24 protein-coding genes are annotated in these 25,574 nt (G+C 73.3%); 4 read left to right on the top strand and 20 right to left on the bottom strand.

The features are described 5' to 3' along the window. Window positions 1-37 precede the first annotated feature (37 nt). On the top strand, window positions 38-217 hold the full coding sequence (locus tag AB0K02_RS17320; RefSeq protein ID WP_365993288.1) for an SPOR domain-containing protein: 180 nt from the start codon (window positions 38-40) through the stop codon (window positions 215-217). 85 nt (window positions 218-302) lie between these two features. Beyond that, on the top strand, window positions 303-722 hold the full coding sequence (locus AB0K02_RS17315; RefSeq protein ID WP_365993287.1) for a (deoxy)nucleoside triphosphate pyrophosphohydrolase: 420 nt from the start codon (window positions 303-305) through the stop codon (window positions 720-722). Window positions 723-786: 64 nt separating this feature from the next. Here AB0K02_RS17315 and AB0K02_RS17310 read toward each other — a convergent pair whose 3' ends face one another. The 18 genes from AB0K02_RS17310 to AB0K02_RS17225 all read right to left on the bottom strand — a co-directional run bounded on the left by AB0K02_RS17310 (window position 787) and on the right by AB0K02_RS17225 (window position 18,754). After that, window positions 787-1,920, bottom strand: a complete 1,134-nt coding sequence (locus AB0K02_RS17310; RefSeq protein ID WP_365993286.1) for a glycosyltransferase — start codon at window positions 1,918-1,920, stop codon at window positions 787-789. A gap of 6 nt (window positions 1,921-1,926) precedes the next feature. After that, entirely contained in the window at window positions 1,927-2,577 is a 651-nt protein-coding gene (locus tag AB0K02_RS17305; RefSeq protein ID WP_365993285.1) for a GPP34 family phosphoprotein, read from the bottom strand. A 53-nt stretch (window positions 2,578-2,630) separates the two neighbouring features. Continuing rightward, window positions 2,631-3,560 carry an ABC transporter permease gene (locus AB0K02_RS17300; protein ID WP_365993284.1) on the bottom strand — a complete coding sequence of 310 codons (930 nt, stop codon included), beginning with the start codon at window positions 3,558-3,560 and terminating at the stop codon, window positions 2,631-2,633. Next, entirely contained in the window at window positions 3,557-4,438 is an 882-nt protein-coding gene (locus AB0K02_RS17295) for an ABC transporter ATP-binding protein (protein WP_365993356.1), read from the bottom strand. The genes AB0K02_RS17300 and AB0K02_RS17295 overlap by 4 nt, the downstream gene beginning before the upstream one ends. Before the next feature lie 122 nt (window positions 4,439-4,560). Continuing rightward, the gene (locus AB0K02_RS17290; RefSeq protein ID WP_365993283.1) at window positions 4,561-5,724 is read right to left on the bottom strand and encodes a nucleotide disphospho-sugar-binding domain-containing protein; all 1,164 of its coding nucleotides are present in this window, start codon (window positions 5,722-5,724) and stop codon (window positions 4,561-4,563) included. A gap of 44 nt (window positions 5,725-5,768) precedes the next feature. Beyond that, the gene (locus AB0K02_RS17285) at window positions 5,769-6,083 is read right to left on the bottom strand and encodes a transcriptional regulator (protein WP_365993282.1); all 315 of its coding nucleotides are present in this window, start codon (window positions 6,081-6,083) and stop codon (window positions 5,769-5,771) included. Continuing rightward, entirely contained in the window at window positions 6,080-6,523 is a 444-nt protein-coding gene (locus tag AB0K02_RS17280) for a hypothetical protein (RefSeq protein ID WP_365993281.1), read from the bottom strand. The genes AB0K02_RS17285 and AB0K02_RS17280 overlap by 4 nt, the downstream gene beginning before the upstream one ends. 135 nt (window positions 6,524-6,658) lie before the next feature. Then, complete coding sequence (locus tag AB0K02_RS17275) at window positions 6,659-9,730, bottom strand: insulinase family protein (protein WP_365993279.1); 3,072 nt, start codon at window positions 9,728-9,730, stop codon at window positions 6,659-6,661. 20 nt (window positions 9,731-9,750) lie between these two features. Then, complete coding sequence (locus tag AB0K02_RS17270) at window positions 9,751-10,704, bottom strand: hypothetical protein (RefSeq protein WP_365993277.1); 954 nt, start codon at window positions 10,702-10,704, stop codon at window positions 9,751-9,753. Next, window positions 10,701-11,762, bottom strand: a complete 1,062-nt coding sequence (locus tag AB0K02_RS17265; RefSeq protein ID WP_365993275.1) for a flavoprotein — start codon at window positions 11,760-11,762, stop codon at window positions 10,701-10,703. The genes AB0K02_RS17270 and AB0K02_RS17265 overlap by 4 nt, the downstream gene beginning before the upstream one ends. Next, window positions 11,759-12,727 (bottom strand): LLM class flavin-dependent oxidoreductase, encoded by a 969-nt coding sequence (locus AB0K02_RS17260; protein WP_365993274.1) that lies wholly within the window; start codon window positions 12,725-12,727, stop codon window positions 11,759-11,761. Before AB0K02_RS17260 ends, AB0K02_RS17265 begins: the two co-directional genes overlap by 4 nt. Continuing rightward, window positions 12,724-14,550, bottom strand: a complete 1,827-nt coding sequence (locus AB0K02_RS17255) for an ABC transporter ATP-binding protein (RefSeq protein WP_365993272.1) — start codon at window positions 14,548-14,550, stop codon at window positions 12,724-12,726. The genes AB0K02_RS17260 and AB0K02_RS17255 overlap by 4 nt, the downstream gene beginning before the upstream one ends. Continuing rightward, on the bottom strand, window positions 14,543-15,628 hold the full coding sequence (locus AB0K02_RS17250; protein WP_365993270.1) for a methyltransferase: 1,086 nt from the start codon (window positions 15,626-15,628) through the stop codon (window positions 14,543-14,545). Before AB0K02_RS17250 ends, AB0K02_RS17255 begins: the two co-directional genes overlap by 8 nt. A gap of 93 nt (window positions 15,629-15,721) precedes the next feature. Then, window positions 15,722-15,907 carry an LxmA leader domain family RiPP gene (locus tag AB0K02_RS17245; protein ID WP_177150683.1) on the bottom strand — a complete coding sequence of 62 codons (186 nt, stop codon included), beginning with the start codon at window positions 15,905-15,907 and terminating at the stop codon, window positions 15,722-15,724. Window positions 15,908-16,019: 112 nt separating this feature from the next. After that, entirely contained in the window at window positions 16,020-16,187 is a 168-nt protein-coding gene (locus tag AB0K02_RS17240; protein WP_177150682.1) for an LxmA leader domain family RiPP, read from the bottom strand. A gap of 166 nt (window positions 16,188-16,353) precedes the next feature. After that, entirely contained in the window at window positions 16,354-17,316 is a 963-nt protein-coding gene (locus AB0K02_RS17235) for a T3SS effector HopA1 family protein (RefSeq protein ID WP_365993268.1), read from the bottom strand. Continuing rightward, window positions 17,313-18,419, bottom strand: coding sequence for a class V lanthionine synthetase subunit LxmK (gene lxmK / locus AB0K02_RS17230; protein WP_365993267.1), 1,107 nt, complete (start codon window positions 18,417-18,419; stop codon window positions 17,313-17,315). Before lxmK ends, AB0K02_RS17235 begins: the two co-directional genes overlap by 4 nt. Window positions 18,420-18,514: 95 nt before the next feature. Further along, window positions 18,515-18,754, bottom strand: a complete 240-nt coding sequence (locus AB0K02_RS17225) for a hypothetical protein (protein WP_365993266.1) — start codon at window positions 18,752-18,754, stop codon at window positions 18,515-18,517. A gap of 456 nt (window positions 18,755-19,210) precedes the next feature. Between AB0K02_RS17225 and AB0K02_RS17220 the strand changes: the two genes are divergently transcribed. Together AB0K02_RS17220 and AB0K02_RS17215 are read left to right on the top strand one after the other, a co-directional pair. Then, on the top strand, window positions 19,211-19,627 hold the full coding sequence (locus tag AB0K02_RS17220) for an ATP-binding protein (protein WP_365993265.1): 417 nt from the start codon (window positions 19,211-19,213) through the stop codon (window positions 19,625-19,627). A gap of 146 nt (window positions 19,628-19,773) precedes the next feature. Then, window positions 19,774-22,368 carry a SpoIIE family protein phosphatase gene (locus tag AB0K02_RS17215; protein ID WP_365993264.1) on the top strand — a complete coding sequence of 865 codons (2,595 nt, stop codon included), beginning with the start codon at window positions 19,774-19,776 and terminating at the stop codon, window positions 22,366-22,368. Window positions 22,369-22,719: 351 nt separating this feature from the next. Here AB0K02_RS17215 and AB0K02_RS17210 read toward each other — a convergent pair whose 3' ends face one another. Together AB0K02_RS17210 and AB0K02_RS17205 are read right to left on the bottom strand one after the other, a co-directional pair. Further along, window positions 22,720-23,433, bottom strand: coding sequence for a PspA/IM30 family protein (locus tag AB0K02_RS17210; RefSeq protein ID WP_365993263.1), 714 nt, complete (start codon window positions 23,431-23,433; stop codon window positions 22,720-22,722). A gap of 42 nt (window positions 23,434-23,475) precedes the next feature. Further along, window positions 23,476-25,548: a TPM domain-containing protein gene (locus AB0K02_RS17205; RefSeq protein WP_365993262.1), complete on the bottom strand. Its 2,073-nt coding sequence runs from the start codon at window positions 25,546-25,548 to the stop codon at window positions 23,476-23,478. Window positions 25,549-25,574: the final 26 nt, after the last annotated feature.

Raw genomic sequence — 25,574 nt, 5'->3', positions numbered from 1 at the left:
ACTTACGGGCGGACAGGGCGAGTCGGGGAGGACCGCGATGAACGAGGGCGGCGCCGCGCTCCCCTGGCAGGTCGTCCGCCAGGACGACAACGGCAACCGCTATCGCGTCGGCCGCTACGCCACGCGCGACGAGGCCCAGCAGATAGCCGACACCCTCGACGGCCGGGGCCACAAGCAGCTCTACTCGGTGGAGCGCGTCGGGCAGACGGGTCCCTGACGGCGGGCACTCCGCGTGTGCCCGTGCGAGACAGAAGGGAGATCGCCCCGGGTGCGGGGCGTGCCGGCGCAGTACGCTCCGGCACATGAGTGATCGCGTGGTGGTGGCCGGAGCCGTGTACGACCGGGGGCGGCTCCTGGCCGCCCGGCGCAGCGCCCCCGAGGAGCTGGCGGGCCGCTGGGAGCTGCCCGGCGGCAAACTGGAGCCGGGGGAGAGCCCCGAGCAGGCGCTGGTGCGCGAACTGCGCGAGGAACTGGGCGTGGAGACCGAGCCGCTGGAGCGCATCCCCGGCGAGTGGCCGCTGAAGCCCGGCTATGTGCTCCAGGTCTGGACGGTGCGGCTGGTCTCCGGCCGCCCCCGCGCCCTGCAGGACCATGACGAGCTGCGCTGGCTCGCGCCCCACGAGAGCGACGACGTCGACTGGCTCGACCAGGACCGGCCCGCGGTCGCGGAGGCCGCGCGCCTGCTGCGCTCCCGCCCCGGGAGCGGCGCGCCACGGAGCTGACGCGCGAGCGGCCGCGCACACCGCAGGGCCGGTCCTGGTCGAGCCGGAGACCGGCCGGCGGGGGTCACCCCAGCAGGCCGAGCAGCGTCCCGCGCGCCCTGGCCGGGCCGAACTCCGCGGTCAGGTGCGGCAGCGCCGACCTGACCAGCCGCTCGCACAGCGCGTCGTCCTTCATCAACTGCACGATCTGCGCGGCGAGTTCCTGAGCGGTGTCACCGATCAGCACCTGGGCGTCGTGCCGCAGGCCCATGCCCTCGAAGGCGAGGGACGTCCCGGCGACCGGCCGGCCGTGTTCCAGCGCCTCGCCGACCTTGCCCTTCACCCCGGCCCCGTACCGCAGCGGGGCGACCGCCACGCGTGCGGCCGCGTACAGCGGGGACAGGTCCTCCACCCAGCCGTGCACGGTGACCTTGTCCCCCGCCAGCGACAGGACGGACTCCGGAGCAGCGCCGCCGACCAGGTCCAGCTCCGCATCCGGGACCTCCCGGCGGACCAGGGGCATGATGTCGCGGGCCAGCCACCGCGCGGCGTCCACGTTCGGCTCGTGCAGGTAGTGGCCGACGAACAGCACCCGGGAGCCGGCCGCCGTGCTCGGTGGGCCGTCCACGACCGGGACGTGGATGTTGGAGAGCACCCGTACGTCCGCATCGGGGATCAGTGAGCGCAGTGCGGCGCGCTCCTCGCCGGACACGACCAGGGTGACGTCGCACGTCCGGGCGAGGAACAGCTCCAGCGCCCGCGTGGACTCGGCCTGGGCCCGCAGCGCGAAGCGGTCGGTGCGGCCTTCGCGTTCGGCGAGATCCGCTGAGCGGCCGAGGCGGCGGAAGTGGAGGTCCACGGTGTCGTACACCACCGTGCAGTGCGGCGCCGCGTCCCGTATCTCCCCGAGGAGCTGGATCGCGGGCTGCGGCCGGCACAGCAGCGCCAGACCGATGCGGTGTCCCTGCTCGCGCAGGAACCGCACCTGCCGCGCCCTGCCGCCGAGGACCGCGACATGGAGCTCCTTCAGCCGTGTGGCGTACGGCAGGTCGGTGCGGCCGTCCAGCGGGAAGACGAGCACCTGGCGCCCGAGCCGTACGAGTTCCTCGATCATCCGGGACATCCGTACGGATCCCGAGTCCTGGTCCGGTCGGGGCAGTTGCTGGTCGACGACGAGGACGACGCCGGCCGTGCCGGGTGCCCGGTGCGCGTCGCTCATCGGCGCTCAGCCTGCCAGCAGCAGGGTGAACAGAGCGGCGTCCATGCCCTTGAACACCTCGCCCCAGGGGCCGTTCTCCGTGTGCTCCCGCACCAGCCGGGCAGCCCGCTCGGTGACGGCCTTCCTGTCCTCGTCCGGCAGCAGCGCGGGAAGGGCGCCGATCCCGTTCAGGATCATCACGAGCAGAAGGGTCGGCTCGTCGGGCTCCTGTCCGCCGACGACGGCGTCGCGGATGCGGTCCACGACGGCCTCCTCGTGCGAAGGGTCTCCGGAGGGCCACGCGTTCGTGTGGACGACCCCGAGGAAGCGTCCCTCCTCGTGCCGTACCAGGCCGCGTTCGGTCAGCGCGTCGAGCTGCGGGCGCCAGCACGCGTGGCCGATGTTCTCCGCGGCCCAGCCCAGCTTCCTGTCCTTGTCGGCGAGGACGGACAGGGCCTTGTCGAACACGGCGTCACCGGTGGCCGCGGCGTCGCGCACGACGGGCCGGGCGGCCTTCGGGTCACCGGCGGGGACGTCGACGGTGACCTTGCCGGTACGGATCAGGTCCAGCAGGATCGCGGTGCCCACCGCGCGGTGGCGGCGGCCGATGTCGACCGTGCTCCGGCCGGATTCGTTGTCGAGGAGCAGCAGGACGAGGTCCTGGGCGAGGACGGACATGGGTGCCTCTTTCCGTTGGGTGGAGGGTGGGTGGGACAGGGGCGTCGCCGGGTTCAGACGGGCCGCTTCATCGCGTGCTCGCGCCGGGTGGCCATGACCGACCCGGACTCACGGCGGGCCATCCGGCGCAGCACCATCGGCGCGACGATCAGGCCCACGACCGCCCAGGCGCCCAGTACGCCGACGGTCTCCCAGTGCCGCCACGAGTCGCCGATCTCCGCGGCGACGGCCGAGTCGGGCAGGAGCGCGGCGCGGGCGGCCAGACCGAGCCAGTACAGCGGGAAGACCTCGGCCACGTGCTGGAGCCAGACGGGCAGGTGGGAGGCCGGGTAGAAGATGCCGGAGATCGACGCGAGTCCGAACAGCGGCAGCATCACCAGGCCGAGGTTGCGGGGGCTCTCGATCAGCGAGCCCAGGATCGCGCCGACCGGCAGCATGGCGAGCAGTCCGAGAGGCAGTACCCAGGCGAGCGCGGTCCAGACCCCGGGGTCGGCGGCCGAGACGTCCGGCAGCATGACGATGCCGGTCAGGGTGACGACGGCGCAGGCGAACAGGACGGTCCCGGAGACGGCGACCAGCTTGCCGACGAGATAGCTCGGCATGCCGTGGGGCAGGGCCTTGAGCCGCAGCAGGGTGCCGTCCTGGCGCTCCACGATCAGCTGCTGGGTCAGGCCGAGCATCCCGTTGAACGCGACGCACATGCTCATCAGGCTGGGCAGCAGGAATCCGGCGACGGACATGCCGGTGCCCGCCAGTTCGTTGTCCCGCAGCATGTGCAACGGGGCGAGCAGGCCGACCAGCCAGACGAGGTTGCTGATCAGATCCTGCCTGGTCGTGGCCATCTGGTGCAGTTCGCGGCCGCCGCGGCGCAGCCCCTCGCGCAGCGTGTTCCGCAGCGGGCTCACGGGTGCGGCCGGCTCCGGGGCGGCGGCGGGCGCGGAGCGGGTGTGCTCGACAGGTCGCGTACGGGTCGTCCGGCTCATCGCACCGCTCCCTCGAAGCGCCGGGCCGCCTCGTCCTCGCGACCCGCCTCGGCCTCCCTGACCATGGCCAGGTAGACGTCCTCCAGGCCGACGCGCCGCACGTCGAGGTCGCTCACCTCGTCTCCGTACTCCTCGAAGAGCCGCCGCACGAAGCCGGTGACGTCGGGTGTGCTGTGGCGGTGGGCGGTGCCGCCGCTGGTCCAGGTCACCTCGGCGTCCGCGCCGACGCGTTGGGCGAGTTCGCCGACGGTGCCCTGCGCGATGATCCGGCCGCCGACGAGGATCAGGACGCGGTCGGCCAGCTTCTGCGCCTCCTGGAGGTCGTGCGTCGTGAGCAGGATCGTGTTCCGTGCCCGGGCCAGTGACCGGACCAGGGTGTGGAACTCCTGGCGTGCCTCGGGGTCGAAGCCGACGGTGGGCTCGTCGAGGAAGAGCACCTCGGGGCGGCCGACGACGCCGATCGCGATGTCGAGGCGGCGACGCTGCCCGCCGGACAGGGTCGTGATGCGCCGGCCCGCCTGCTCCGTCAGCCCGACGAGGGCGAGCAGCTCGTCGACGTCCCACGGCCCGGGGTGTCCGGGAGCGGCGTACGGGGCGTAGAACGCGGCGAAGTGGCACAGCAGTTCACGGACGCGCCACTTGCCGTGGTCGCGCCACGACTGGAGGACGATCCCGAGGCGGGAGCGCCAGCGCTCGTCTCCTTCGGCCGGGTCGCTGCCGAGGACCCGTACGGCCCCGGCGGACCGGTCCCGGAAGCCTTCCAGGATCTCGATGGTGGTGCTCTTGCCCGCGCCGTTGGGTCCCAGCAGCGCGACGACCTCGCCGCGGCGGACCTGGAAGTCCACACCGCGCAGCACCTCGTGGCTGCCGTACCGCATGTGCAGGTCACGCACATCGATGACGAGTGGTGCGGTGCTCCCGGTCGCCGGGGCGGCCGGCTCGACGGTCTCGGTCACCGGATTTCCCCCTGTTCCGTGCTTGTTCTCGTTCTCTTCTGGTGTCAGCGGGCCGTGACGGTCCGTCGTGTCCGTGAGCGCGGTCCGCCCCCGAGCGCCGCTTCGACGACGTCGGCGGCCGCGCGGGCGCCTCCCGCGGACGCCATCTCCGCCCGGAGGTCCGACAGGCGGGCGGCGGCCGACGCATCGGCCAGCAGGTCCCGCACCGCCGCGGCGAGGGACGCCGTGTCGACGGTCCCGGGCGCGAGGACCCGGCCGACGCCGAGGGCCGCGACCCGTTCCGCGGTCACGAACTGCTCCACCGCCTGCGGCAGGACGACGAGCGGCACACCGTGCGCGAGGCCCTCGAGCACGCTGCCGGTGCCGCCCGCGGTGACGAACACGTCGGCGTGGTCGAGCACCCTCATCTGCGGCACCCAGGTGTGGACCTCGACGCCGTTCTCCTGGGCCACGTCCCGCAGTTCGTCCGTCGTGGCGGCGTGGCCGGTGGCGACGACCACGTGCCGGCCGTCACCGAGGCCGCGCAGGGCCCGGACGCAGGCGCGGAAGATGTCCGTGCGCCGGTTGTACGTCGTCCCCAGCGAGACCAGCGCGGTCCTGCGCGCACCGGGCGGCGGGGACCAGTCGCCGTGCGCCCGCCGCTGTCCGGTGACCGGCCCGACGAAGACGTGCCGGCCGCTGATCTCCGCCGCCCGGAACTGAAGCGACCGCGGCATGGCCACCACGCACGGCACCTCCTGTGTCAGTGCCGCCGCGCCCGAGCCCACCGCGGGTCCCGCGACCGCGTCGGGGAAGGCGTGGGTCGGCGAGAACTGGACCTCGCCCGCGCCCCAGCGGCGGGCCAGCAGCGGGGCGTGGCCGGTCACCGTGTCGTACACGACGAGGTCGGGGACGTCGTGCGCGTACGTTTCGGCCAGCTGGGGGAGCGCCGCCTCGCACTCGCGGTCGAACGCGGCCACGGCGAGTGTGCCGTCGTCCTCGGCGGGCAGCCAGTCGCCGGATGCCCCGCGGAGGGAGGGAAAGGTGGAGCGGTAGCCGACGGCCTCGGCGCCGGTCTCCTCGATCAGCGGGACGAAGTCGTCGCCGGTGGCGAAGGTGACCCGGTGGCCGCGTGCGGTCAGTTCGGCCGCGAGGCCGAGCATCGGGTTCACATGGCCGTGCAGCGGCACGGACATCAGGGCGATGTGCGCGCCCGGGGCTTCGTGCATGGACAGCTCTTCCCTCGTGTGCGGTGCGTGCGGCGGCGCGGTCCTCAGCTCTCCGTGCCGCCCTGAGCGGTCGCCGCCTCCGCGATGATCCGCAGATGTGCCAGGTGGGCGGCCAGTGCGGTGCGGCCCTCGGGGGTGAGGCTCAGCCAGGCCCGCACGCGGGAGTTGAGCGGTTCCTTGCGCAGCGTCACGTACCCGGCCGTCTGCAGGATCTTCACCTGCTTGCTGAGCACGGAGTCGCTCAGACCCAGCTCGTCCCGCACGGCGGAGAAGGCGAGCGAGTCCACCGGCGCGAGCATGGAGCAGATCCGCAGCCGGTTGATCGGGTGGATCACCTCGTCGAACACCGGCTGGATCACGCCCGCAGCTCCTCGGTCACGGCCCGGTCCAGCCTGCGGCCGGCGACCACCGTGGCGACCAGCGCGACCACTCCGCACGCCGCCATGGACCACCTCAGGTCCGCGCCCCATTCCAGGACGAGACCAAGGGCGATCAGCGCCACCAGGAGAGGGCCGAGGACGGAGGTGATCCGGCGTGCGCCGGGCGTGGCGTAGTAGCGGTTGAACGACACGCCCGTGGCGTGGCCCGCGGCCATCGTCAGCAGCATCGGCCCCAGCGAGATGCCGAGCACGACGCCGAACGGGATCAGGTCCCAGTCGATGCTGACCGAGGCGAAGGCGAACAGGAAGCAGCCGCCGACCGCCGGGTAGTACCACCGTGGGGCGGCGGCCCGGGCGGCGGCTCCCGCCCTGGCGGCCCCGGCCTGCGCGAGCGCTTGTCGCGCCTCCTCCGCATTCATCGCGTCCCCTTCCGTCCGGCGGTGGCCCCCTTCGGCGATCCGCCACTTTCCATAGTGGAAACAGTAGCCTTCTCTTTCCAGAGTGGCAAGAGGAGGAGGATGCTTTCTGCGGCCCTGGCGGGAACGCCCGGCATGTCACCGTGCGGCCCCCAACTCCCGTGCCAGCCAATCCTGTTCGACGTCTCCCAGGGCGACGACGGTGTCGGTGACCGGCACGAAGAGGGCCTTGGCCGCCTGCGCCACCTCCTCGCCCGTCGTCGCACCGAGGAGCTGGGGCCGGCTGATCACCCACTCCAGCCCGCGGCCGGAGATCATGGTGTGCCGCAACGCGTCCGCCAGCAGCCCCGGTGAGTCGAAGGCCGTCAGCAACTGGGCGCCGCAGTACCGCCGGACGACGTCCAGTTCGTCCCGCGTCGGCGGTACGGCAGCCAGAGCGGCCGCCTCCTCCCGTACGTCGTGCAGGGCCTGTGCCACCTCGGCGCGCGGCGCGGTCACCCGGACCAGGGCCCGGGCCCGGTCGGCGACGACGTCCCGCGCCGCGAACATCACGTGCCCGGCACGGCCCAGCCGTCGGCAGCGCTCGGCCAGCCGCGCCCCGTAGTGGCCGCCGAGCAGCGCGGTGGCCAGGTAGCGGGCCGGGACGTCGTCGCTGTGGGCCGGTTCCGGTGCGCACAGGGTCATGCCCACGGCGTCGCCGGCCGACGGCTCGCGCACGACCAGCACCGCAGGTGCGTCCGCCCGACAGGCAGACCCGGTACCGGTCGTCGGCGTGTCGGCACTCTCCGCCGGGGCCGACGAGGCCCAGGGGCCGAGCAGCCGGGCGGCCTCCTCCACCGTCCGCTCCGGCTCCAGGTCACCGACCACGACGAACACCGTGCCCTCGGGCGACAGCATCCGGCGATACAGGGCGGTGGGCGCAAGGACGTCGTCCGCTTCGCCGCCCAGCCAGTGGAGTCGCAGCGCCTGGTCCATCCGCTGCTCCGGCGACAGGCGGGGTGCGACAGCGGCGGCCGGGGGGAAGACGTCGGGCAGCCGCGGCGGTTCGAGCAGGTCCGCGACGATGCGCAGCAGACCGCTGTACGCCTCACGCGGTGCCCAGCCGCCGATGTCCGCCCACTGGCCGCTGGTGGACACCCGCAGCTCGCCGCCGAGGCGCCGGGCGCGCGCGGACGCCCCGGTGGCGGCGTCGGCGCAGCGCAGCAGCCACGCGGACTCGGCCGGCCTGCGCCAGCCGTCGGGGCCGAGCGGCACCCTCAGCCGCACCTCCACCAGGCCGGCGCGCCGGTCCGGTACGGCCAGCACCCGCAGTCCGCCCGCCAGGACGGTCTCCTTCGCCCCGGTGAAGCGCGGCCCGACGGGCTCGCCCAACGGCGGCAGGGGCCGCGGCCCGAGGGACGTGCGCCCCAGCTCGACGGCGCCGCGCGGGGCGGGCGCCTGGGCGGAGTTCGTTCCCGGTGACGGACGGAGCGCGGTGGTCGGCACGCTGCCGATCTGCGCGTCCCGCGCCGATGCGCTGCGCGGGGGTGCGCCGACGGCGGGTGCCGGGGTGCCTGGTGCGGGTGCGTCCTGCGCCGACGCGGCGGGTGCCGTGTGGGGTGGCGTGTGGGGTGGCGCGGGAGTGGCCTGTGCCGGTACGGCAGGCGCTGCCCGGGGTGGTGCGGGAGGGGTCTGTGCCGGTGCGGCAGGCGCTGCCCGGGGTGGTGTGGTGTGCCTCGGCGTGGCCTGCGCGGGAGCACCCTGCGCCGGCGCGGCGGCGGCCTCGGGCGGTGGAGCGCTCCGGGGCGACGCCGCAGGCGTTCCCGGTCTCGGCGCGCCCGCCGCGGGCGTGGCCGACGTCGGCGCGGCCTGCGCCTGCGCGGGAGCACCCTGCGTCGGCGCGGCCTGCGCCGGCGTGGCCGCCGTCCGCGTCGGTGGCTCCGCCGCCTCCGCCGGTACGCCCTCCGGCTCCAGCACCAGGACCGCCCGGGGCGCTGTGGCCAATGCGGTGGCCGCTTGCGCGAGGTCGTCGGGGTCGACCGCCTCGACCAGCCCCGGCAGCTCGTCGACGAGTTCCGCGCGTCCGAACAGCAGCTCCAGCCGGCCCAGGGCACGGCAGCGCTGCTGCAGGTCGGCGTGGTCGCGCCGCAGGCGTGAGGCGAGGGAGCGGCCCGCCCCCTCGGCCGCACCGGCCACCGTCCGCGGATCGCCGTGCCGGGCCCACCACGCGGTGAGCCGGTCGGTGAACTCGTCGGCCGTCAGTCCCCGTGGCAGCAGCGAGGTGACCACCAGTGCGTCCGGCCCCCGCGCGTCGAGCGGACCGAAGAAGCCGCAGCCCGCGCTCACCGGTGCCGCGAGTTCCTCGGCGGCCGAGCGCTGTGCCAGCTCGGCGAGCACCATGTGGGCCACGTACGCGCCCGGTCGCGCCGCCGGGTCCGGCAGCCGGTGGCCGACCGCGACCGCCGTGCGGGTCACCCCCGCGACCGTGCGGCGCAGCCGCCGCTCCCCGGTGGGCGGCGGCTCGTCCAGCGGCGGCGGCTCGGCCGTCGCGCGGTGGGGGATGTCGCCGAAGTGCCGTTCCACCAGCGGGCAGACGTCCTCGGGCCGGTGCGGACCGACGATCGTCACCACGGCGTTGGACGGGGTGTAGTACGCCTCGAAGAAGCGCGCACAGTCCTCGACCGTGACCCGGCCCAGCACCCGCGCGTCGCCGTAGCCGTCGTGCGCGTTGGCGAAGTCGCGGAACATCACCCGCGGCAGCAGCGGCCACGGCAGCCCGCCGTACGGCCGGCCGTCCCGCATGTGCGCGATCTCCCTTGTCACCTCGACGAGTTGGGCGGCGAGCTGGCCGGGGGTGAAGCGGGGGGCCCGCATCCGGTCGGCCTCGCGGAACAGCGCCTGCTCCAGCGCCTGCGCGGGCACCGTCTGGAAGTAGTCCGTGTAGTCCTGGTGCGTCGTGCCGTTGGCCGCGCCCGCGAGCGGGTGCAGCGCGTCGTAGAAGGCACCGTCCGGGAGGCTCTCGCTGCCCCGGAACATCAGATGCTCGAAGAGGTGGGCCATGCCCTCCTGGCCCGGACGCTCGGAACGGAAGCCCGCTCCGTAGTGCACGGCGACGGCCGTGCGGGGCGTGGGCCAGTGCGGGGCCAGGACGATCCGCAGCCCGTTGGCCAGCGTGCGCCGGTGCAGGCCGCCCGCCGCGCCGGCCTCCGGTGTCGGGTGAGGGCTGGTCATGTACGTGCTCCTGACAGCGGTCAGAGGTCCAGCAGGAACATCACGAACCCCGTGTACTTCTCGAAGTTTTCCTCGTCCCAGCCGACATAGGCGGTGTAGTCGTGCAGATGCAGCAGGACGCGCAGGGCCGCCAGGCGCGGCCAGGTGTCGCCGAGGTCGCGGCCGTAGCCCTCGAACAGCGCGTTCAGCAGGCGCGGCCAGGCGGGACCGCTGTCGCCGCGGTACCACTTGAGCTCGACGAGTTCGCCCAGGGTCCAGCCGAGGTCCAGGTACCACGGGGCCAGGCAGACGTCCTCGCCGATCAGCATGTCGGCGTCGCCGCGCGATGTGCCCTGCGCGGGGACGAGGGAGCCGAGGGCCGGTGCGCCGTGGCACAGCACCCGGTCCCCGTCCGCCGCGATGCGCTCGCACAGCTCGTGGAGCGCCGCCATGCGCACCTCGCCCAGCCGGGGCCGCAGCAGCGACTCGGCGTAGGCCGCGCGCGGTTCGGGTGAGCGCCCCGCCAGCCAGTCGGTGAACCTGACCAGGCCGCGGGGCGCGGCCCGGAGCGCGTCGGCGGCCACGGGCGGGACGGGGGTGTCGTGCAGGGCCCGCAGCAAACGGCCGAGGTCCCGCAGGACGTCCACCAGGCCGTCGTCCGGGCCGTGGTAGAGCAGCCGGCCCGCGGCCGACTCGGGGCCGCGCACCCGGTAGACGCGTCCGGCGCCGTCGCCGGTGACGGCGCCGGACGCCCACAGGACGTGCCGGCCCCCGCCCTCCGCCGCGATCAGCGCGTCGAGGTCCGGGACCGGGGCGGCGAACGGTGCCGGCGCCTGCGGGCCGGGGCGGCGCACCCAGGTGTAGCCGCCGCCCTCCGTGCCGCCGGTCACCCGGGTGCGCAGCAGTCCGGTGCCGAAGTCCCTGCTGTACGCGGGCTGTTCGGGTGCCGCGGCGGCGGTTTCCGTCGCTGCCGGGCCCGCGGCCGTGCTGTTCATGCCCCTGCCCCCGCTCCTGCCGTCGCCCCCGCCACGGCCCCGGCCCCGGCCCCCGTCTCGGCCTCGGCCTCGGCCTCGGCCTCGGCTCCGGACTCGGCTCCGGTCTCGATCTCGGCCTGGGTCTCGGCCCCGGCCCCCGCCACGGCCCCGGCCCCGGCCCCCGTCTCGGCCTCGGCTCCGGTCTCGATCTCGGCCTGGGTCTCGGCCCCGGCCCCCGTCTCGGCCCCGACCCCGGTCCCGGTCCCGGCTCCGCTCGCCGATGCCGGCGTACGGCCGGATGCCGTCCCGAGCCCGTGCACCGCCGCGTCGGCGCCGTCGGCCAGCACGGCCGCGTACGGTGTCGTGCCCGGGCCGTCCGCCGCGGCGGCGCGCTCCCTCTCCCGGGCCGTCCTGCGGTCCTCGATCCGCCGCACCACATCGCTGATCGGCGGGGGGACCCAGCCGTCCTCGCGCCCGGTGGTCAGGCTGTAGCCGGGGACGGGAGGCACCAGCACCGTGTTCGGGCGCGCCGCGAGTGCCGCCCAGTGCGCGCGGAACGCGGCGCTGTCGAAACCGCCGGGCGGCAGTGACGGCGCCACGGCCACCAGCGCGTCGGTGCACTGGAGGGCCAGCAGCGCCGGGGTGTCGGCCAGACCGAGCGCGAGCCGTGCCGTGAAGTGGAACGTCGACGGATAGACGAGGACCGCCTCCGCCCACTGCGCGTACTCCACATGACGGGCGCCGTCGCACTCGTCCCACGCGTCGGTGTCCACCCCGCCGTCGACCCGCAGGCCGAGCGAGAGCGGGGTGACGAAGCGCTGCGCGCTGCGGCTCGTCACCACCCGCACGGTCAGTTCGGGGTACCCCTGGCGCAGCCAGGTCAGCCACTGGGGCAGTCCGGCCGCCGTCGTGGAGCCGGTGACCACGAGCAGCAGCCGGCGGATGCCGAAGGGCGGCACGATCAGCGCGTCGGCGGTCGCCTCAGGGCCGTCGACGCCCGGCCTCGACGCCTTCGGACCGCCCCGCCCGGCGGGTCCCGGGTGGGGCCCGTGCCCGCCCGGCGTCGCGGGCACGGTCATGCCGCGTCCACCAGCCGCAGCAGCTGCTCCAGTTCCCGCAGTGCCGCTGTGCCGCCCTGCGTCAACGCGACACCCGTGACGTTGAACACGATCTCGTCGGCCCCGGCGTCGGCGAACTCCCGCAGTTTGTCGCGCACTTCGCTCTCGTTGCCGAACAGGAACGCGTTCCCGCCGACCAGCGCCTTGCCGCTGGCCTCCGGGTCGGCCCTCATGTCGACGTCGATGCCGGACCGGCTGAGCATGTCGGTGTAGTGCGGCAGGCTCATGTGGCCGGAGTTGCCCGCCAGCGCGAGCTTCGTCGCGTCACGCTCCGGCCCGTCCAGCGCGACGGGCACCATCGCCACGACCCGCGGCATCGCACGCCCCGCCCGCTCCGCACCCGCGCGCAGGGCGGGGACGACCGTGTCCTTGAGATAGGCGGCGGGGGTCAGCCAGGTGATGGCCACGTCGGCCACCTCTCCGGCGAGCTCCGCCATGCGGGGGCGCAGCACCCCGAGACCGATCTCGACCGGGGGCAGCGGCAGCCGCGGCAGCACGGCGCTGCAGCTGTAGAACTCGCCCTCGTGGTCGGCCTTCCCGTCCGTGAGCAGCCCGCGCAGGATCGTGACGTAGTCGCGCACTGCGCCGAGCTGGCTCCGGTACGGCGAGCCGAGAATGCTGCGCTGCAGCACCTTGGCGCCGGGACCGTAGCCGGCCACCACCGAGTGCCCCATCGCGGCCGCCAGGCTCTGGGCGCGCAGGGCCGCGTCGTACGGATGGCAGAAGGGCATCAGCGACACCGAGGTGCCGACGGGGACCCGGAAGCCGGTGGCGGCCGCGTAGCTGAACGCCTGGTGCGTGTCGCTGGCCGTGCCCTGGCCCTGCCAGAGCCGGACGGCCTTGCTCCACTGCGAGAGCGCGGCGAACGGCAGCAGCTGCTCGGGCCGGGTGGGGACGAACGGAACGAGAAACGAGTGGTCTGTCATGCCGGCATTCCCGCCTTCAGGGTCGTTCGGCCGCCGTCCCCGGCGGTCAGCATCTGGCCGTGCACCAGCTGGGCGTACGCCGGGCACTCGTGCATCAGGGTGGCGTGGTCGCCCTCGCCCACCGTGCGGCCGGCCTCGAAGACGATCACGTGGTCGGCGTGCTGCACGGTCGAGATCCGGTGGGCGACGACGAGCAGGGCACGCTCCCGGGAGAGTTCGTCCACGAGATCGCGGAGCTTCTGTTCGTTGATGCTGTCCAGCTGCGACGACGGCTCGTCGAGGAGCACCAGGTCCGCGTCGGTGAGCATCGCGCGGGCGATGGCGAGGCGCTGGCGCTGGCCGCCGGACAGGTCGACGTTGCCCGCGAGGACGGTGTCCAGGCCCTGCGGCGTGCGGCCGAGCTCGGTGGCGAGCCCCACACGGTCGAGGACCCGCAGCAACTCCTCGTCGGACACGGCCGACGGTTCCCGGCCGAGGGTGAGGTTGGCGCGGATGGAGTCCTGGACGAGGGTCGAGGACTGGTCGACGTACGCCATCCGGGCGCGCAGTTCCGACAGCGGCCACTGCGACGTGTCCCGCCCGAAGACCTCGACGCTGCCGCTGTCGGCGGTGGCGAACCGCTGCATCAGCTCCAGGCTGGTCGTCTTGCCCGATCCGGACAGGCCGACCATCGCGGTCAGGCCCTGCGCCGGTACGTGGAAGTCGGCGCCGCGCAGCACCGGGTTGGCGCCGTAGCTGAAGTGCACCTGGTCGAACCGGACGGCCGGCACGGCGGATCCGTCGCGTGCGGCGGCCGGGGCCGGGACCGGTGCGGCGTCGCCGTCGTGCTCCCTGTCCTTGGCGAACAGGCTGGTGAACCGCTCGCGGGCGACGACGCCCATCTTCAGCGCGGTCACCGCGGAGGCGATCATCATCAACGGTCCGGTGAGCTGGAGCAGATAGAGCAGGAACGCCACGAAGTCGGCCAGCGACAGCCTGCCGTCGAGCATCCGCGCGCCGCCGCCGGTGATGACAGCGACCAGCGCGATCTGCTGGCCCAGCGTGATCGTCGGCATCATCAGCGCTTCCATGCGCGCCGCGGCGATCTCTCGCCGCGCGACGCCCTCGGCGTGCTCGGCCAGGTCGTCACCGACCTGCCGTTCCGCCCGGTACGCCTTGATCACCTTCACGGCGTCGGTGGCGGCGATGTAGCGCTGGGCCAGGCCGCTCGTGGCCTCCTGCACGGCGACGTAGCTGTGCCGGAGTCCCTTGACCACGGCGAAGATCAGCACCGCGGCGACCAGGAAGGCGCCGAGCGTGACGAGGAGCAGCATCCAGTCGATGAAGCCCATGATCACCAGCGTGCCCGCGGTGGTCAGCGCGGCCATCGGGAGCTGGATGGGGCCGGCGTCGATGAGCTTCTTGACCCGGGCGGTGTCCGCGGTGATCCGGGCGACCAGGTTGCCGCTGCCCTCCTGCCGGATGTCGGGCACCCGCATCCCCAGGGTGTGCCGCATGGTCCGCACCCGCAGCCGGCAGATCATCTGCTGGCCGAGCCGGGACAGCAGGAACGTCGCCCCGGCGCCGGCGAGCGCCGAGCCGAGTCCGAGGCCCACCAGAAGCCAGGTGTAGGCGCTCAGCCCGTTCTCGTCGAGGGAGGAGATCAGCTTGCCGACGGCCCAGGGCAGCGCCAGCGTGGAGGCGGTGGACAGCAGGGCCAGCAGGGTGATCAGGGCGATCTGGCCGCCCCGGTTCGCGGCCAGCTCCCGCATGATCCGGAAGTCCCTATCGGGCTCGGGCGCGCCCGCCCTGCCCGCCCTGTGCGTCCTCGTCCCGTCAGCCACGGTCGCCGCTCCTCTCCCGGTACGTGTCCGTGTCCCCGGCGGCGACCGGGCCCGGACGGGGGGTCAGTTCGAGCAGGGTCCGCGGGCCGGTGGCCGGGCCCCGCCAGGTGATCTCGAGCCCGGCCCGGTCGCAGAGCCGCTCCAGATCCGCGACCGACCGTGACGGGGCGGGCATCATCGAGCGGTACCTCAGTTCGGTGGCGGGCCCGTTCGCCGGCATGGCCACGTCGGCGAGCAGCACCTTTCCCCCCGTGCCGGCCGCCTCGCGGCAGCGTGACAGGATCCGTACGGCGTCGTCGTCGGCCCAGTCGGCGAGGATCGCGGAGAGCAGATAGACGTCGAAGCCCTTGGGCAGCGGGTCGAAGAAGCTGCCGACGACGGCGGTCGCCCGGTCGGCCACGTCGCTGCGTGCGAACCGGGCGCCGGCCTGTTCGGAGACGTTCCTGAGGTCGACGAGCGTGCCCCGCAGATGGGGGTGCGCCCGCAGCAGCGCCATCAGGATCGAGCCGAGATGGCCGCCGACGTCCACGACGTCGGTGACGCCGCTCCAGTCGTAGTCGGCGACGATGTGCTGCGCGCCCCAGCCCAGCGGCTGGTCCTGGACGGCGTCAACGGCACGGGCCTGCTCGGCCCATTCCGCGGCGAAGGCGGGGTCGTTGTTGACGGTCTCCCAGTAGCCGCCGCCGGGGCCCGCGGCGTGGGCGGGCTCGCCGGTGCGCACTGTGTGGTCGAGGTGGAGCAGGGCCTGGATGCCGCGGCCGATCATGCTGTCGTTGCGGAGCATCTGGCGCACGCTGGTGGGATGGTCGCTCAGCAGCGGCTCGCCGAGCGGGGTCAGGGCGAAGTGCTGCTCCCCGTCGCGTTCCGTGCCGGTCAGCAGACCGATGTCGACGAGGTGGCGCAGCAGGGAGTCGGTGACGTCCGGCTGGGTCTGCGCCGCCTCCGCTACGGCGGCGGAAGTGGTCGCGCCGGCGCGTATGCGGTCCGCCACGCCGAGTGTGGCAGCGGTGCGGATGGCGGCAGGTGTCAGCAGATCCGCCAGGGACAACAGTTCTTCGTAGGGCTGGGGCTCTGCCATCTTTCGCCGCCTCGGGGTAGAAATTGGGGTTGGGCGGCGTGTGTGGGCCGGTCCGTGGCCCACACACGCCGTTTCACACGGGTTGGACGGGGATCAGCAGCCGTCGTCGATGGTCTTGGAGACGACCTGACCGCTCATCCAGCTGATGCTGGCCGTCACGGCGGCGCAGCCCCAGGTGGTGGCGGGGGCGTCCGAGGCCGCCGACAGGTTGATGTCCTCGGGCGAGCTGTAGGCCTCGTAGCCGGACAGCAGCTCGACGATGGAAGATGCCTTCTCCATGGTCTTTCTCTCCCTCAGGGGTGAGCGGATGAATGGGACGATGCGCTGTGGTGCGAGTGGTGCGCCCGTCGTCGGCCTGTTCGCGTTCGCGGGCGCGTCGGCGCAGGCCGTGTCAGCAGGTGGCCTCGTAGGTGATGGCGCTGAGGAAGCTGACGGCGGCGGACGCGCAGTACCAGGTGGTGGCCGGGGCGTCGGCGACCGCGGTGACGTCGAGCTCGCTCGCGTCCATGTAGGTCTCGTAACCGGCGACGAGGTCCATGATGCTGTCGGTGCTGTTCAAGACTGTCCTTTCGTTTCCGAGTCGTTGAACTCAAGGCTGGAAGCGTCGGTGACGCTCCCAGTGATGGGTTCAGCGCCCGGTGCCGCACGCCCGGAGAGTGGTACCGGCCACGCTCCGGGCGGCCGCAGGACATCGCCGTGCCTTCGGTGCGTCCGGCGTGCGCCGTTCAGACGCGTGGCAGATTCCGCGCGGGGTGGGCCGGATCGATCCCGGCCTGCGTGAACTGCTCGGCCACGGTGCGCTCGGCCGCCTCGGGGACGTCGGCACTGTCCACGAGCGCGCTCGCCAGCACACTGGCGCGGTGCTGCCCGAAGCTGAGCCCCTGCCTGCCGGAATGGGGATCGCTGGGCTCCCAGGCGGTGGCCACGCCCGGGCACAACTCCTCGGTGAAACAGGAGACATCGGTGCCGAGACCGGGCAGCTCCCGTACCCGGCGGGCCAGTTCCGGCGCGGCATGGGCGTACTCCGCGTCCAGGTAGACCACGACCGCGTCGCGTCGCGGGTACAGCTCCGGCGCGGAGAGCACCTTCGCGCGGTAGGGGAGTGCGAGGTCCTCCAGGAACGTCAGCGTGGCACCCCACACCCGTACGGCGTCGTCGACGGTCCCGACGTTCACGTACACCCGCAGGACGTCCCGGCCGCCCTTGCGCGGGACCGAGCCGTCGACCAGGAAGAAGCCGGGGGAGAGGCCCGCGCGGACGGAGGGCATGGTCAGTTCGACGACCTCCCCCTCCTTCATATCGGTGCTCCGCAGCGCCGCTTCCGGCGCCCAGAACCTGACGCCCTCGCGCTCCACCAGGACCCGGACGTTCCCCTTGTCGTCCGCCTCGGCCGACGAGCGGGCCAGCGCGCGGGTGCTGATTTCCTTGTGCGGCACGGCGGCGGCCAGTCGCACCTCCAATTCGTCGTCCCTCAGCCGGGTGGGCACCTTTCCATGCCCTTGACCCGAATGGAATACGTCGTAAATGGCCTCGGAGAGCAGTCGTCGCAGTTCCCGAGGGGTTTCCGCCTCGATCTCCCGCTCTCCGACAACGGCCTTCGAACGGTCCGCGGACACGCTGATCTGCTGCATGACGGCGCGTATACCGGGCGACAGCAACTCGTTGGTTCCCAGGGTTTCCACGGTCACTTCACATCCTCGAAACCGAGCGTCAACGCGAATTTCTCCGGATTCACCACGGCTGCTCGTCCGACGCCCGCTGCTGCACGCTGAATTCCAGTGAGGCGTGAAGAGGAAAGCGCGCCGGCGACAAGTCGGTCGAGCAGATGCCATCCGGCGAAGGCGGTCGCGCGGACGGTCAGGCCCTCGTCGATCACGGGCCGTACGTCCCGGTAACCCCGCCAGAATTCCCCCACCAGCGGGAGGAGGCGCTGCATCTTCGCCACGCCGCGCTGAATGATCATGTCGTGGGTGAATTCGACGTCGGTGAAGACGTCGTCTCCCCGGTTCGTGACGACGTCCAGGACGGACCGGTAGATCCATTCGCCCGCGAAAGCACCGACGTCGCGTGCCGGGTCCGCCAGCCGGAATTCCTCCCAGTCGGCGATGTAGACGGCCTCGGGGCGCACCAACAGCTGGTCCACGCGGAAGTCGCAGTGCGACGGCACGCGCGGGGAGTCCGCCTCCATGTCGCGCAGCCGCTCGAGGGCGCGGACGAGGACCGCGTCGTTCTGCAGCAGGCGCCAGGCCTCCAGCTCCCCGGCGCTGGAGCGGGTGTACACGGACATGGGCAGTCCGCGCAGGAAGGCCACCGGAGGGAACGGCGGCGGCACGCTGTCCACCTCCATCGCCGGGGGCGGCGGGGTGCCGTGCAGCCGGCCGATGATGCGTCCCACCTGGTGCGCGTGGTCACCGGTGAAGACCTCGTCCACCATCAGCTGGGCGCCGTTCCGCGCGTCCATGACCCGCTCGAACGCCACGATGTGATGCTCGGTGTCGGTCCCCAGCAGCGCCGGCCGGAAGAGCTCCGGCGGGCGGGCGGCACCCGCGTACTCCTCGAAGGCGAGCATCCGCCGCATCCGGGCCCTGACATCGGGCTCGGCGCCCGTGAGGCGTTTGACGAACACGTCCCTGCCGCCGGTGGTGGTGCCGGCCCAGGCGTCGTTCCTGCCGATCGGAGACGTGACCGACTCCCGCACCATGGTGCCGAGACCGAGATCGACGAGCAGTTCGTCGACCTCTGGAGTGGCGTCCAGATCAATGGGCGCCACTTCTTTCTGCATGACAGCCATCTGCATTTCCCCTCGAAGCATGGCTGAATCCCCGTCGGGACACACGTGTCCGGGTGCGGCTCTGCCGGCCGCGTAAAGGATTCCGTCGGCCGGTGTCAGGCGACGTGAATGCGCGACAGGATGCCGCGGAATGACAGCGCGATCGGAAACGGCATGGCGATGTCATGCCGCGGCCGACGGCCGAAAAGATTGTCCGTCGTCAGAGATGCCGCGAAAGCGGCTGAAATGGTCGTGTGCCCGTTCCGGGCAGACGGGGCGCGATCGAAGCGCGTCCCCTGCAAATCCCCCGTGCCATTCTTGCTGTCCTGTTCCCCGTAATGCTGCAGGTCCGGCAATCGTCCGGATTTACCGGTCGGCGATGGCCACAACCCTAGGCAGAAGTGATCCAGTGCACAAGTTTGAAACGGCAAACTGTGATCCAGGTCACACGCGCCTCTTTACTCTGTATTTACATGGATGCATTCATGGCGGCGGGCCCGGAATTTGCGCCCCGACAAGAGAGGAAGAGTCGTTCGTGTCCGTCGCGGGTCGGATGTCCGGCACAGGGGCAGGCGTCCGGGATGCGAGGTTCCGGCGACGGATGGATGACTGGGGCATGACATTCCGGCATCCGGGCCGGCGCGTGCGGAGGGCGTGTGTGCCGCGCCGGGCGGCACGAGCGCGACGCGTGCGCCGTACGGGCCATCGGTGCCCTGGTTCCCACCCGTGCCGCGATACTCGGCATCAAATATCGGGTATGTGCTGATTAACCCCATCAAAAGGGGCATTGCTCCCGTGTTCGGTCTGGGGAAGTGAGCGGCGTGACCGGCAGCGAAGGCGACAGCGCCGAGTGGACCTTCCCGGCGCAGCCGAACGCCGTGCGTGCCGCGCGCCACGCCGTCCGCGAGACCCTCAGGGCGTGGGGCCTGGACACCGCCGTCGGCGATGTGACCGTGCTGCTGGTCAGCGAACTGGTGACCAATTCCCAGCGCTACACCTCCGGGCCGATCGGCCTGCGGATGGTCCGCCCCAGCGGCGACGGCACCGCGCCGACCCTGCGGGTGGAGGTCTCGGACCCGCTGCCTGATCCCCCCACCGAGCGGTCCGCCCACCCCGACGACGAGGGCGGCCGGGGTCTGCAGCTGGTGGCCTGCACGGCTCGTCGCTGGGGCACCCGGCGGGGCAGGACCGGCAAGACGGTGTGGTTCGAGCTGGCCCTGGCGGGTTAGGAGTCTGGAGGGACGACGATCACGGGGGCTCGGCCGAAAATGAACGAGACCTCTCTGTGATCGTGAACGCCGTGCCGGTCGGAGCCGTAGTGCTGAATACTGCGGTCATGGCCGGTCCGGTGCGGTGAGCTGGAGGGGACGGTCGCGTGAGCGAGATACCTGGGACGGCGAGCGGTGCCATGTGGCAGAGCAGCGCGCCTGGCTCGATCTATGACTACATCAAGGTCGCATCGTTCTCGATCGGCCCCGATGGGCTCGTCGATCAGTGGAGCAAACGCGCCGTGGAGCTGTTCGGCATCACTGCCGAGGAGGTCAGGGGCAAGGACCCGGTCGAGGTGTTCATGCCGGCCGACCTCAGGCCACGAGGTCACCGCAAGGTCGCCGAGATCCTGGACGGCAAGGAGTGGACGGGCCTCGTCCCCTTCCGTGTGCCGGGCCAGGACCGCGCCCACGGGCTCGCCGAGATCTATGTGATGCCGAGCGAGACCGAGCGCGGCGAGCAGGCCGCGCTGTGCATCGTCGTCGATGTGCGGGCGTTGCGCCGGATCGAGAGCGATCTCGCCGCATCTCAGGCCATTTTCGGTCAATCGCCCTTCGGGTTCCTGCTCTTCGGCACGGACCTCACCGTGCAGCGCGCCAACCAGCGCTTCGCCACCGTCTTCGGCGGCGCCGCGGAAGAGCACCGCGGACGCACCGTCGACGACTACCTCTCCCGCCCCGAGGCCGACCGGATGAACGCCGCCCTGCGCCGCGTCCTGGAGACCGGCGAGGCCGTCACCGACCTCCAGATCGTGGGCACCGTACCCGGCAGCACCGACCGCAGGCACTGGGCGGTCAACCTCTACCGGGTCCACGGCGGATCGGGCCGGCCTGTCGGGGTCGCGGGCCTCGGCACCGATGTCACACGCCGTCAGATGGCGGCCCGAGAGGCGGCGAACGCCCGGCGCAACCTCGCCCTGCTCAACGAGGCGAGCGCGCGGATCGGCAACTCCCTCGATCTGGAGACCACGGCCCGCGAGCTGCTCGACGTCGCCGTCCCCGGCTTCTGCGACCTCGCCTCCGTCGACCTCTACCAGGGGCTGCTCACCGGGGACGAGGCGCCGCCCGGGCAGTTCGCCGCCGTGCACGCCGAGAGCTTCGGCGGCGGCAGCGCCGAGCTGCGCCGGGTCGCCTTCGCCAGCGCCGTGTCCGACGCCCCCCTGATGACCACACCCGACTGCGTACCGGAGGGCGGCGGGCCCACCGAGGTCGGCGAGGTCCACCGCTACCCGTTCAACTCGCCGTGCGCGAGCGCCCTTCGGACCGCGAGCCCGCAGACCATTCCCGGGCGCGACGGCAGCCTCGTCCAGTCCACGCTCGCCGTCCCGATGATGGCGCACGACACCGTCGTCGGGCTGGTGCAGTTCGCCCGCACCAAGGGCAGCGAACCCTTCGGGGACCGTGACCGGGCGCTCGCCGTCGAACTCGCGGCGCGCGCGGCCGTCTGCATCGACAACGCCCGCCTCTACCGCAGGGAGCACGAGCGCGCGCTCATCCTGCAGCGCAGCCTGCTCCCGCCCGGCGACCCCGAGGCCGCCGGCCTCGACATCGCCTGCCGCTACCTGCCCGGCACCACGGCCACCGAGGTGGGCGGGGACTGGTTCGACGTCATCGAACTCCCCGGGCACCGCACCGCGCTCGTCGTCGGCGACGTGATGGGCCGCGGGCTGCGGGCCGCGGTCGCCATGGGCGAACTGCGCACCGCCGTACGGACGTTGGCGCTGCTCGACCTGGAACCGGCCGAGGTGCTCTCCGCGCTCGACGAGATCGCCCGCGGCCTCGGCAGCCCGGGCAGCCCCTCGCAGCTCCGCCGCTCCACGGGAGGCGCCCAGATCCCGCACCAGGCCTCGCCCAAGTCCCGTCGGGAGGCGGACCTCTCCGAGGTCTATCTCGCCACGTGCGTGTACGCCGTCTACGACCCGGTCACCCGGCGCTGCACCTTCGCCAACGCCGGCCATCTGCCGCCCGTCCTCGTCGAACCGGGCGAGGAGGCGCTGCTGCTCGACGTACCGCCGGGGATGCCGCTGGGGGTGGGCGGCGAGCCGTTCGAGGAGGTGGAGGTCGAACTTCCCGAAGGAGCCCTCCTCGCGCTCTACACCGACGGCCTCGTCGAGTCCCGCGACCACCCTCTCGACGAGGGGCTGCGCGCCTTCCGCACGGCGCTCACGGATCCCGGGCGTCCGCTGGAGGACGTCTGCGACCACGTGCTGAACACGCTGGACACGCGGCACGGCGAGGACGACATCGCCCTCCTCATGGCCCGAGTCCAGGGCCTGCCGGCCGAGTCCGTCGGCGACTGGCACCTGCCGCGCGAACCCCGCTCGGTGGGCCGGGCCCGCGAGCTGGCCCGCGGGCAGCTCGTGGCCTGGGACCTGGAGGCGCTGGTCGACACCGTCGAACTGCTCGTCAGCGAACTGGTCACCAACGCGCTGCGCTACGGAGAGGGCGAGATCAGGCTGCGCCTGCTGCGCGACCGGACGCTCGTCTGCGAGGTCTGGGACGCGGGCCTGGTCCAGCCCCGCCGCCGCCGTGCCCGCGACACGGACGAGGGCGGCCGCGGCCTGCAACTGGTGGGCCTGCTGAGCGCGTCGTGGGGCTCTCGACGGACGCCCCGGGGCAAGACGGTCTGGTTCGAACTCCCGCTCCCGGACGGAGGGGGGTCGGCCGAGCCGACGGTGGAGCAGCTGCTGAGCATGTTCTGACGGGGTGTTTCCCCCTCACGCGCCCCATCCCCAACCGGGGGCTCCGCCCCCGGTCCACGGCCCCGCCCCTTGACCGGCGCGTGCCGCACGCGGCGTCCTCGCCCTCTCCTCACGGCCTGGTGGCCGGGGGAGGAACTCCCGGCCGGGCGGCGTCCCAGCCCCGCCGGCGTGTGAGACGACGCCTTGGGGCAGAGCCGCAGGAAGGCCGCGCTGAGCCGGGGCCGTCGACGGCTCGGAGGCGGGCACCGGGGCTCCGCCGGCCCGCCGGCGTGTGAGGCGCGGGTCCAGGGGCGCAGCGCCAACCGGGCCTCCGCCCCTGGACCCGGTTCGGGGCGCAGCCCCGACGGGCGGTCACGGCGAGGACTTCAGCGCCGCCAGCCTCGCCTCGATCTCCGCACTGTCGCCCATCGCCTCCAGCTCCTCGAACTGCGCGTCCAGCGACGACGCCGCCAGTTCCTGCTTGCCGAGCGCCCGCGCCTCCTCGCGGCGGACCTTGTCCTCGAAACGGCTCAGTTCGCTCGTCGGGTCGAGCACGTCGATGCTCTTCACCGCGTCCATCATCCGGTTCTGCGCCTGCGCCGACGCCGCCCGCGCCACCAGCTCGTCCCGCTTGGCCCGGAGCTGGGTCAGCTTCGACTTCATCTGCTCCAGTCCGGACTTCAGCCTGTCCACGACCTCGGTCTGCGCGGCGACCGTCGGCTCCGCCGTAGCCGCCTCCTTCTCGGACTGGAGCTGCCTGCCGAGCGCCACCTTCGCCAGGTTGTCGAACCTGTCCGCGTCCGCCGACTGCCCCGCGGCGCGCAGCTCGTCCGCCTTCCGGCTCGCCGCGAGCGCCTTCCCGCCCCACTCCCGCGCGGCCTCCACGTCCTCCCGGTGGTCCTGTTCCATCAGTCGCAGGGTGCCGATGGTGGCCGCGATCGCCTGCTCCGCCTCGGCGATGTTGTCCGTGTAGTCGCGGATCAGCTGGTCGAGCATCTTCTGCGGGTCCTCCGCCTGGTCCAGCAGCGCATTGATGTTCGCCCTGGCCAGCCGGGCGACCCGTCCGAGGACGGTCTGCTTGGTCATCGCACTCTCCTTGAACGCCGTACGGCCGGGATCCGAGCAGGGTCAGAAACGGCCACCGCCCATCCGTCCGCGCGTGCCCCCGCCGCCGAAGCTCCCGGGTGCCCCGCCTCCGAAACCGCCCCCGAAGCCCCCACCGCCCCCGAAGCCCCTGCCGCCCAGCATTCCGCCGAGAATGATCCCGCCCAGCACCGCACCGCCCAGTCCGCTCCCGCCCGGGCCTCCGCCTCCGAAGGGGCCTGCGAAGTCCCCGTGACCCGGGTAGCCGCGCACGTCGTTCTCCGCCAGCGACTGCGCCTCCCGCGCCAGCGCGTCCGCATTCTGTGCCTCGGCCAGCGCCGTCCGGGCGTCGCCGTCGCCCACCGCCCGCGCCCGTTCCAGCCGTCGCCGCGCCTCCGCGAGCCGGGTGCGGGCCTCGCTGCCGACCGCGCCGCGGTGCGTGGCGATGTAGTCGGCGGCGGCATCGGTCGCCGCGCGGGCGCCGAGCAGGGCCCGGTCCAGCAGCGCGCGGGCACGCAGCGTCCCCTGCTCGCTGCTCCGGGCCTCCGCCAGGGCCTCGTCCAGCGCGGCGTCAAACTCCTCGACCCGGCGCAGTGCGTCGATGGGGTCGTACGCCCCCGCCTCGACCTCCTGACGCACCTCGGCCGACACCGTCTCCGCGCGGGCGACCCGCCCCCGCAGCGCGGCGGTGGACACGCCCTCCGGCGCCCCTTCCAACATGCCGCGCGCCTCCGCCAGATCGGCCTCGGTCTCGACGAGCGCCCCGGGGAGTTTCCCGGCCGCCTCCGCCAGCTCCCGCGCCCGCCGGTCGACCGCGTCGACGAGCCGTTCGGCCTGGGCGACCGCGCCTTCGGCGGCGCGTACGTGGACGGCGGCCGTGCCGTTGTCGCCGCCCTCGACGGCCTTGCGCGCCTGTGCGAGACCGTTCGTCGCGAACTCCAGCCGGTCCTTCGCCTGCTCCACGGCGCCCGAGACCGGAGCGGACGCCGTCGGCGCGTACCGTTCGCGCATCACGCCGAGGGCGGCCTCCGCGCTCACCATGCGCCCGCTGACGTCGTCGAGCACGGCCTCCGCCGCGGCGAGGGCCTGGGGAGCGTTCCGCTCGAGGGCGCGCAGCCGGTCGAAGTCCTCGGACTCGGCGTCGAGGCGGCGGTTGGCCTCCGCGCACCTGGCGAGGATCTCGTCCAGCATCCGGCGCCGGGTGGCGTCGTCCTCGGGGTGGGCGTCGTCGAGCCGCTGCCGCAGCCGGAACGCCGCGGTGAGTTCGTCACCCGCGTGCTCGACGGCCGCGGTGAACGGCCCGGCCGCCTCCTCACCGAACTGCGCGACGGCGAAGCCCAGTTCCTCCTGGCTGGTGCGCAGCGCGTCGTCGGTGTCCACGAGAGCCCGCTTCGCCGCGGCATCGAGTTCGGGCAGCGGCCTGTGCCCCGGTTCCCCCCAGCCCTCCTGGCCGCCCTGCGGTGTCGTACGGGTCGCCGTGCGCCGACGGCGCTTGGCGTACGTGTAGGCGGCCAGCGCGGCGGCCCCGCCGAGCACCGCGACCGGCAGCACCAGGTCGCCCGCGCCCGTCCCGGCGCCCGGGTCCGAGCCGGGGTCCGAGACGCCCGGGGTGACGGCGACCTCGGGCACGGGCCGGCCGGCCAGTACGGCGCCGTAGCCCTCGGCCGCGCCGATCGCCGCGCCCGCCCAGTCGTTCTGCCGCAGCGCGGGCTCGACGCCCCTGGCGGCGACCTCGGCGAGCCGGGGGCCGGTCAGGCGCGAGGCCTCGTCGACCCAGTACGCGTACTGGCGGTCGCGTGTGGCGACGGCGAGCAGGACGTCGTTCTGCCCGAGCCCGTTCCGGTCGGCCGTCTCGCCGGCCCACTGCTGTGCGCCGAAGCCCGAGAAGTCGCGGACGTACACCACGAACAGCTGGAGCCGCTGCTCGTCCCAGAGCCGGTCCAGCGCCCGTACGACCTGCGGCTCCCGGTCGCCCAGCGCGCCCACCCGGTCGGTGATCTGCCCCTGCCGGGACAGCTCGACGGGGTCGTCGGCACGAACGCCGGGGGCGGCGGGCACGACCAGCCACCACGCCGCCACCAGCACGGCGAGGGCGGCCCGGGTGGCTCTTCGTGTCACATTCGGGAGGCTATGCCCGGTAGCAG

It is taken from the genome of Streptomyces sp. NPDC049597 (assembly GCF_040675505.1).
GTDB lineage: Bacteria > Actinomycetota > Actinomycetes > Streptomycetales > Streptomycetaceae > Streptomyces.
The sequence above is the reverse complement of the archived record's forward strand: the minus strand, read 5'-3'. Positions and strand labels throughout refer to the sequence as shown.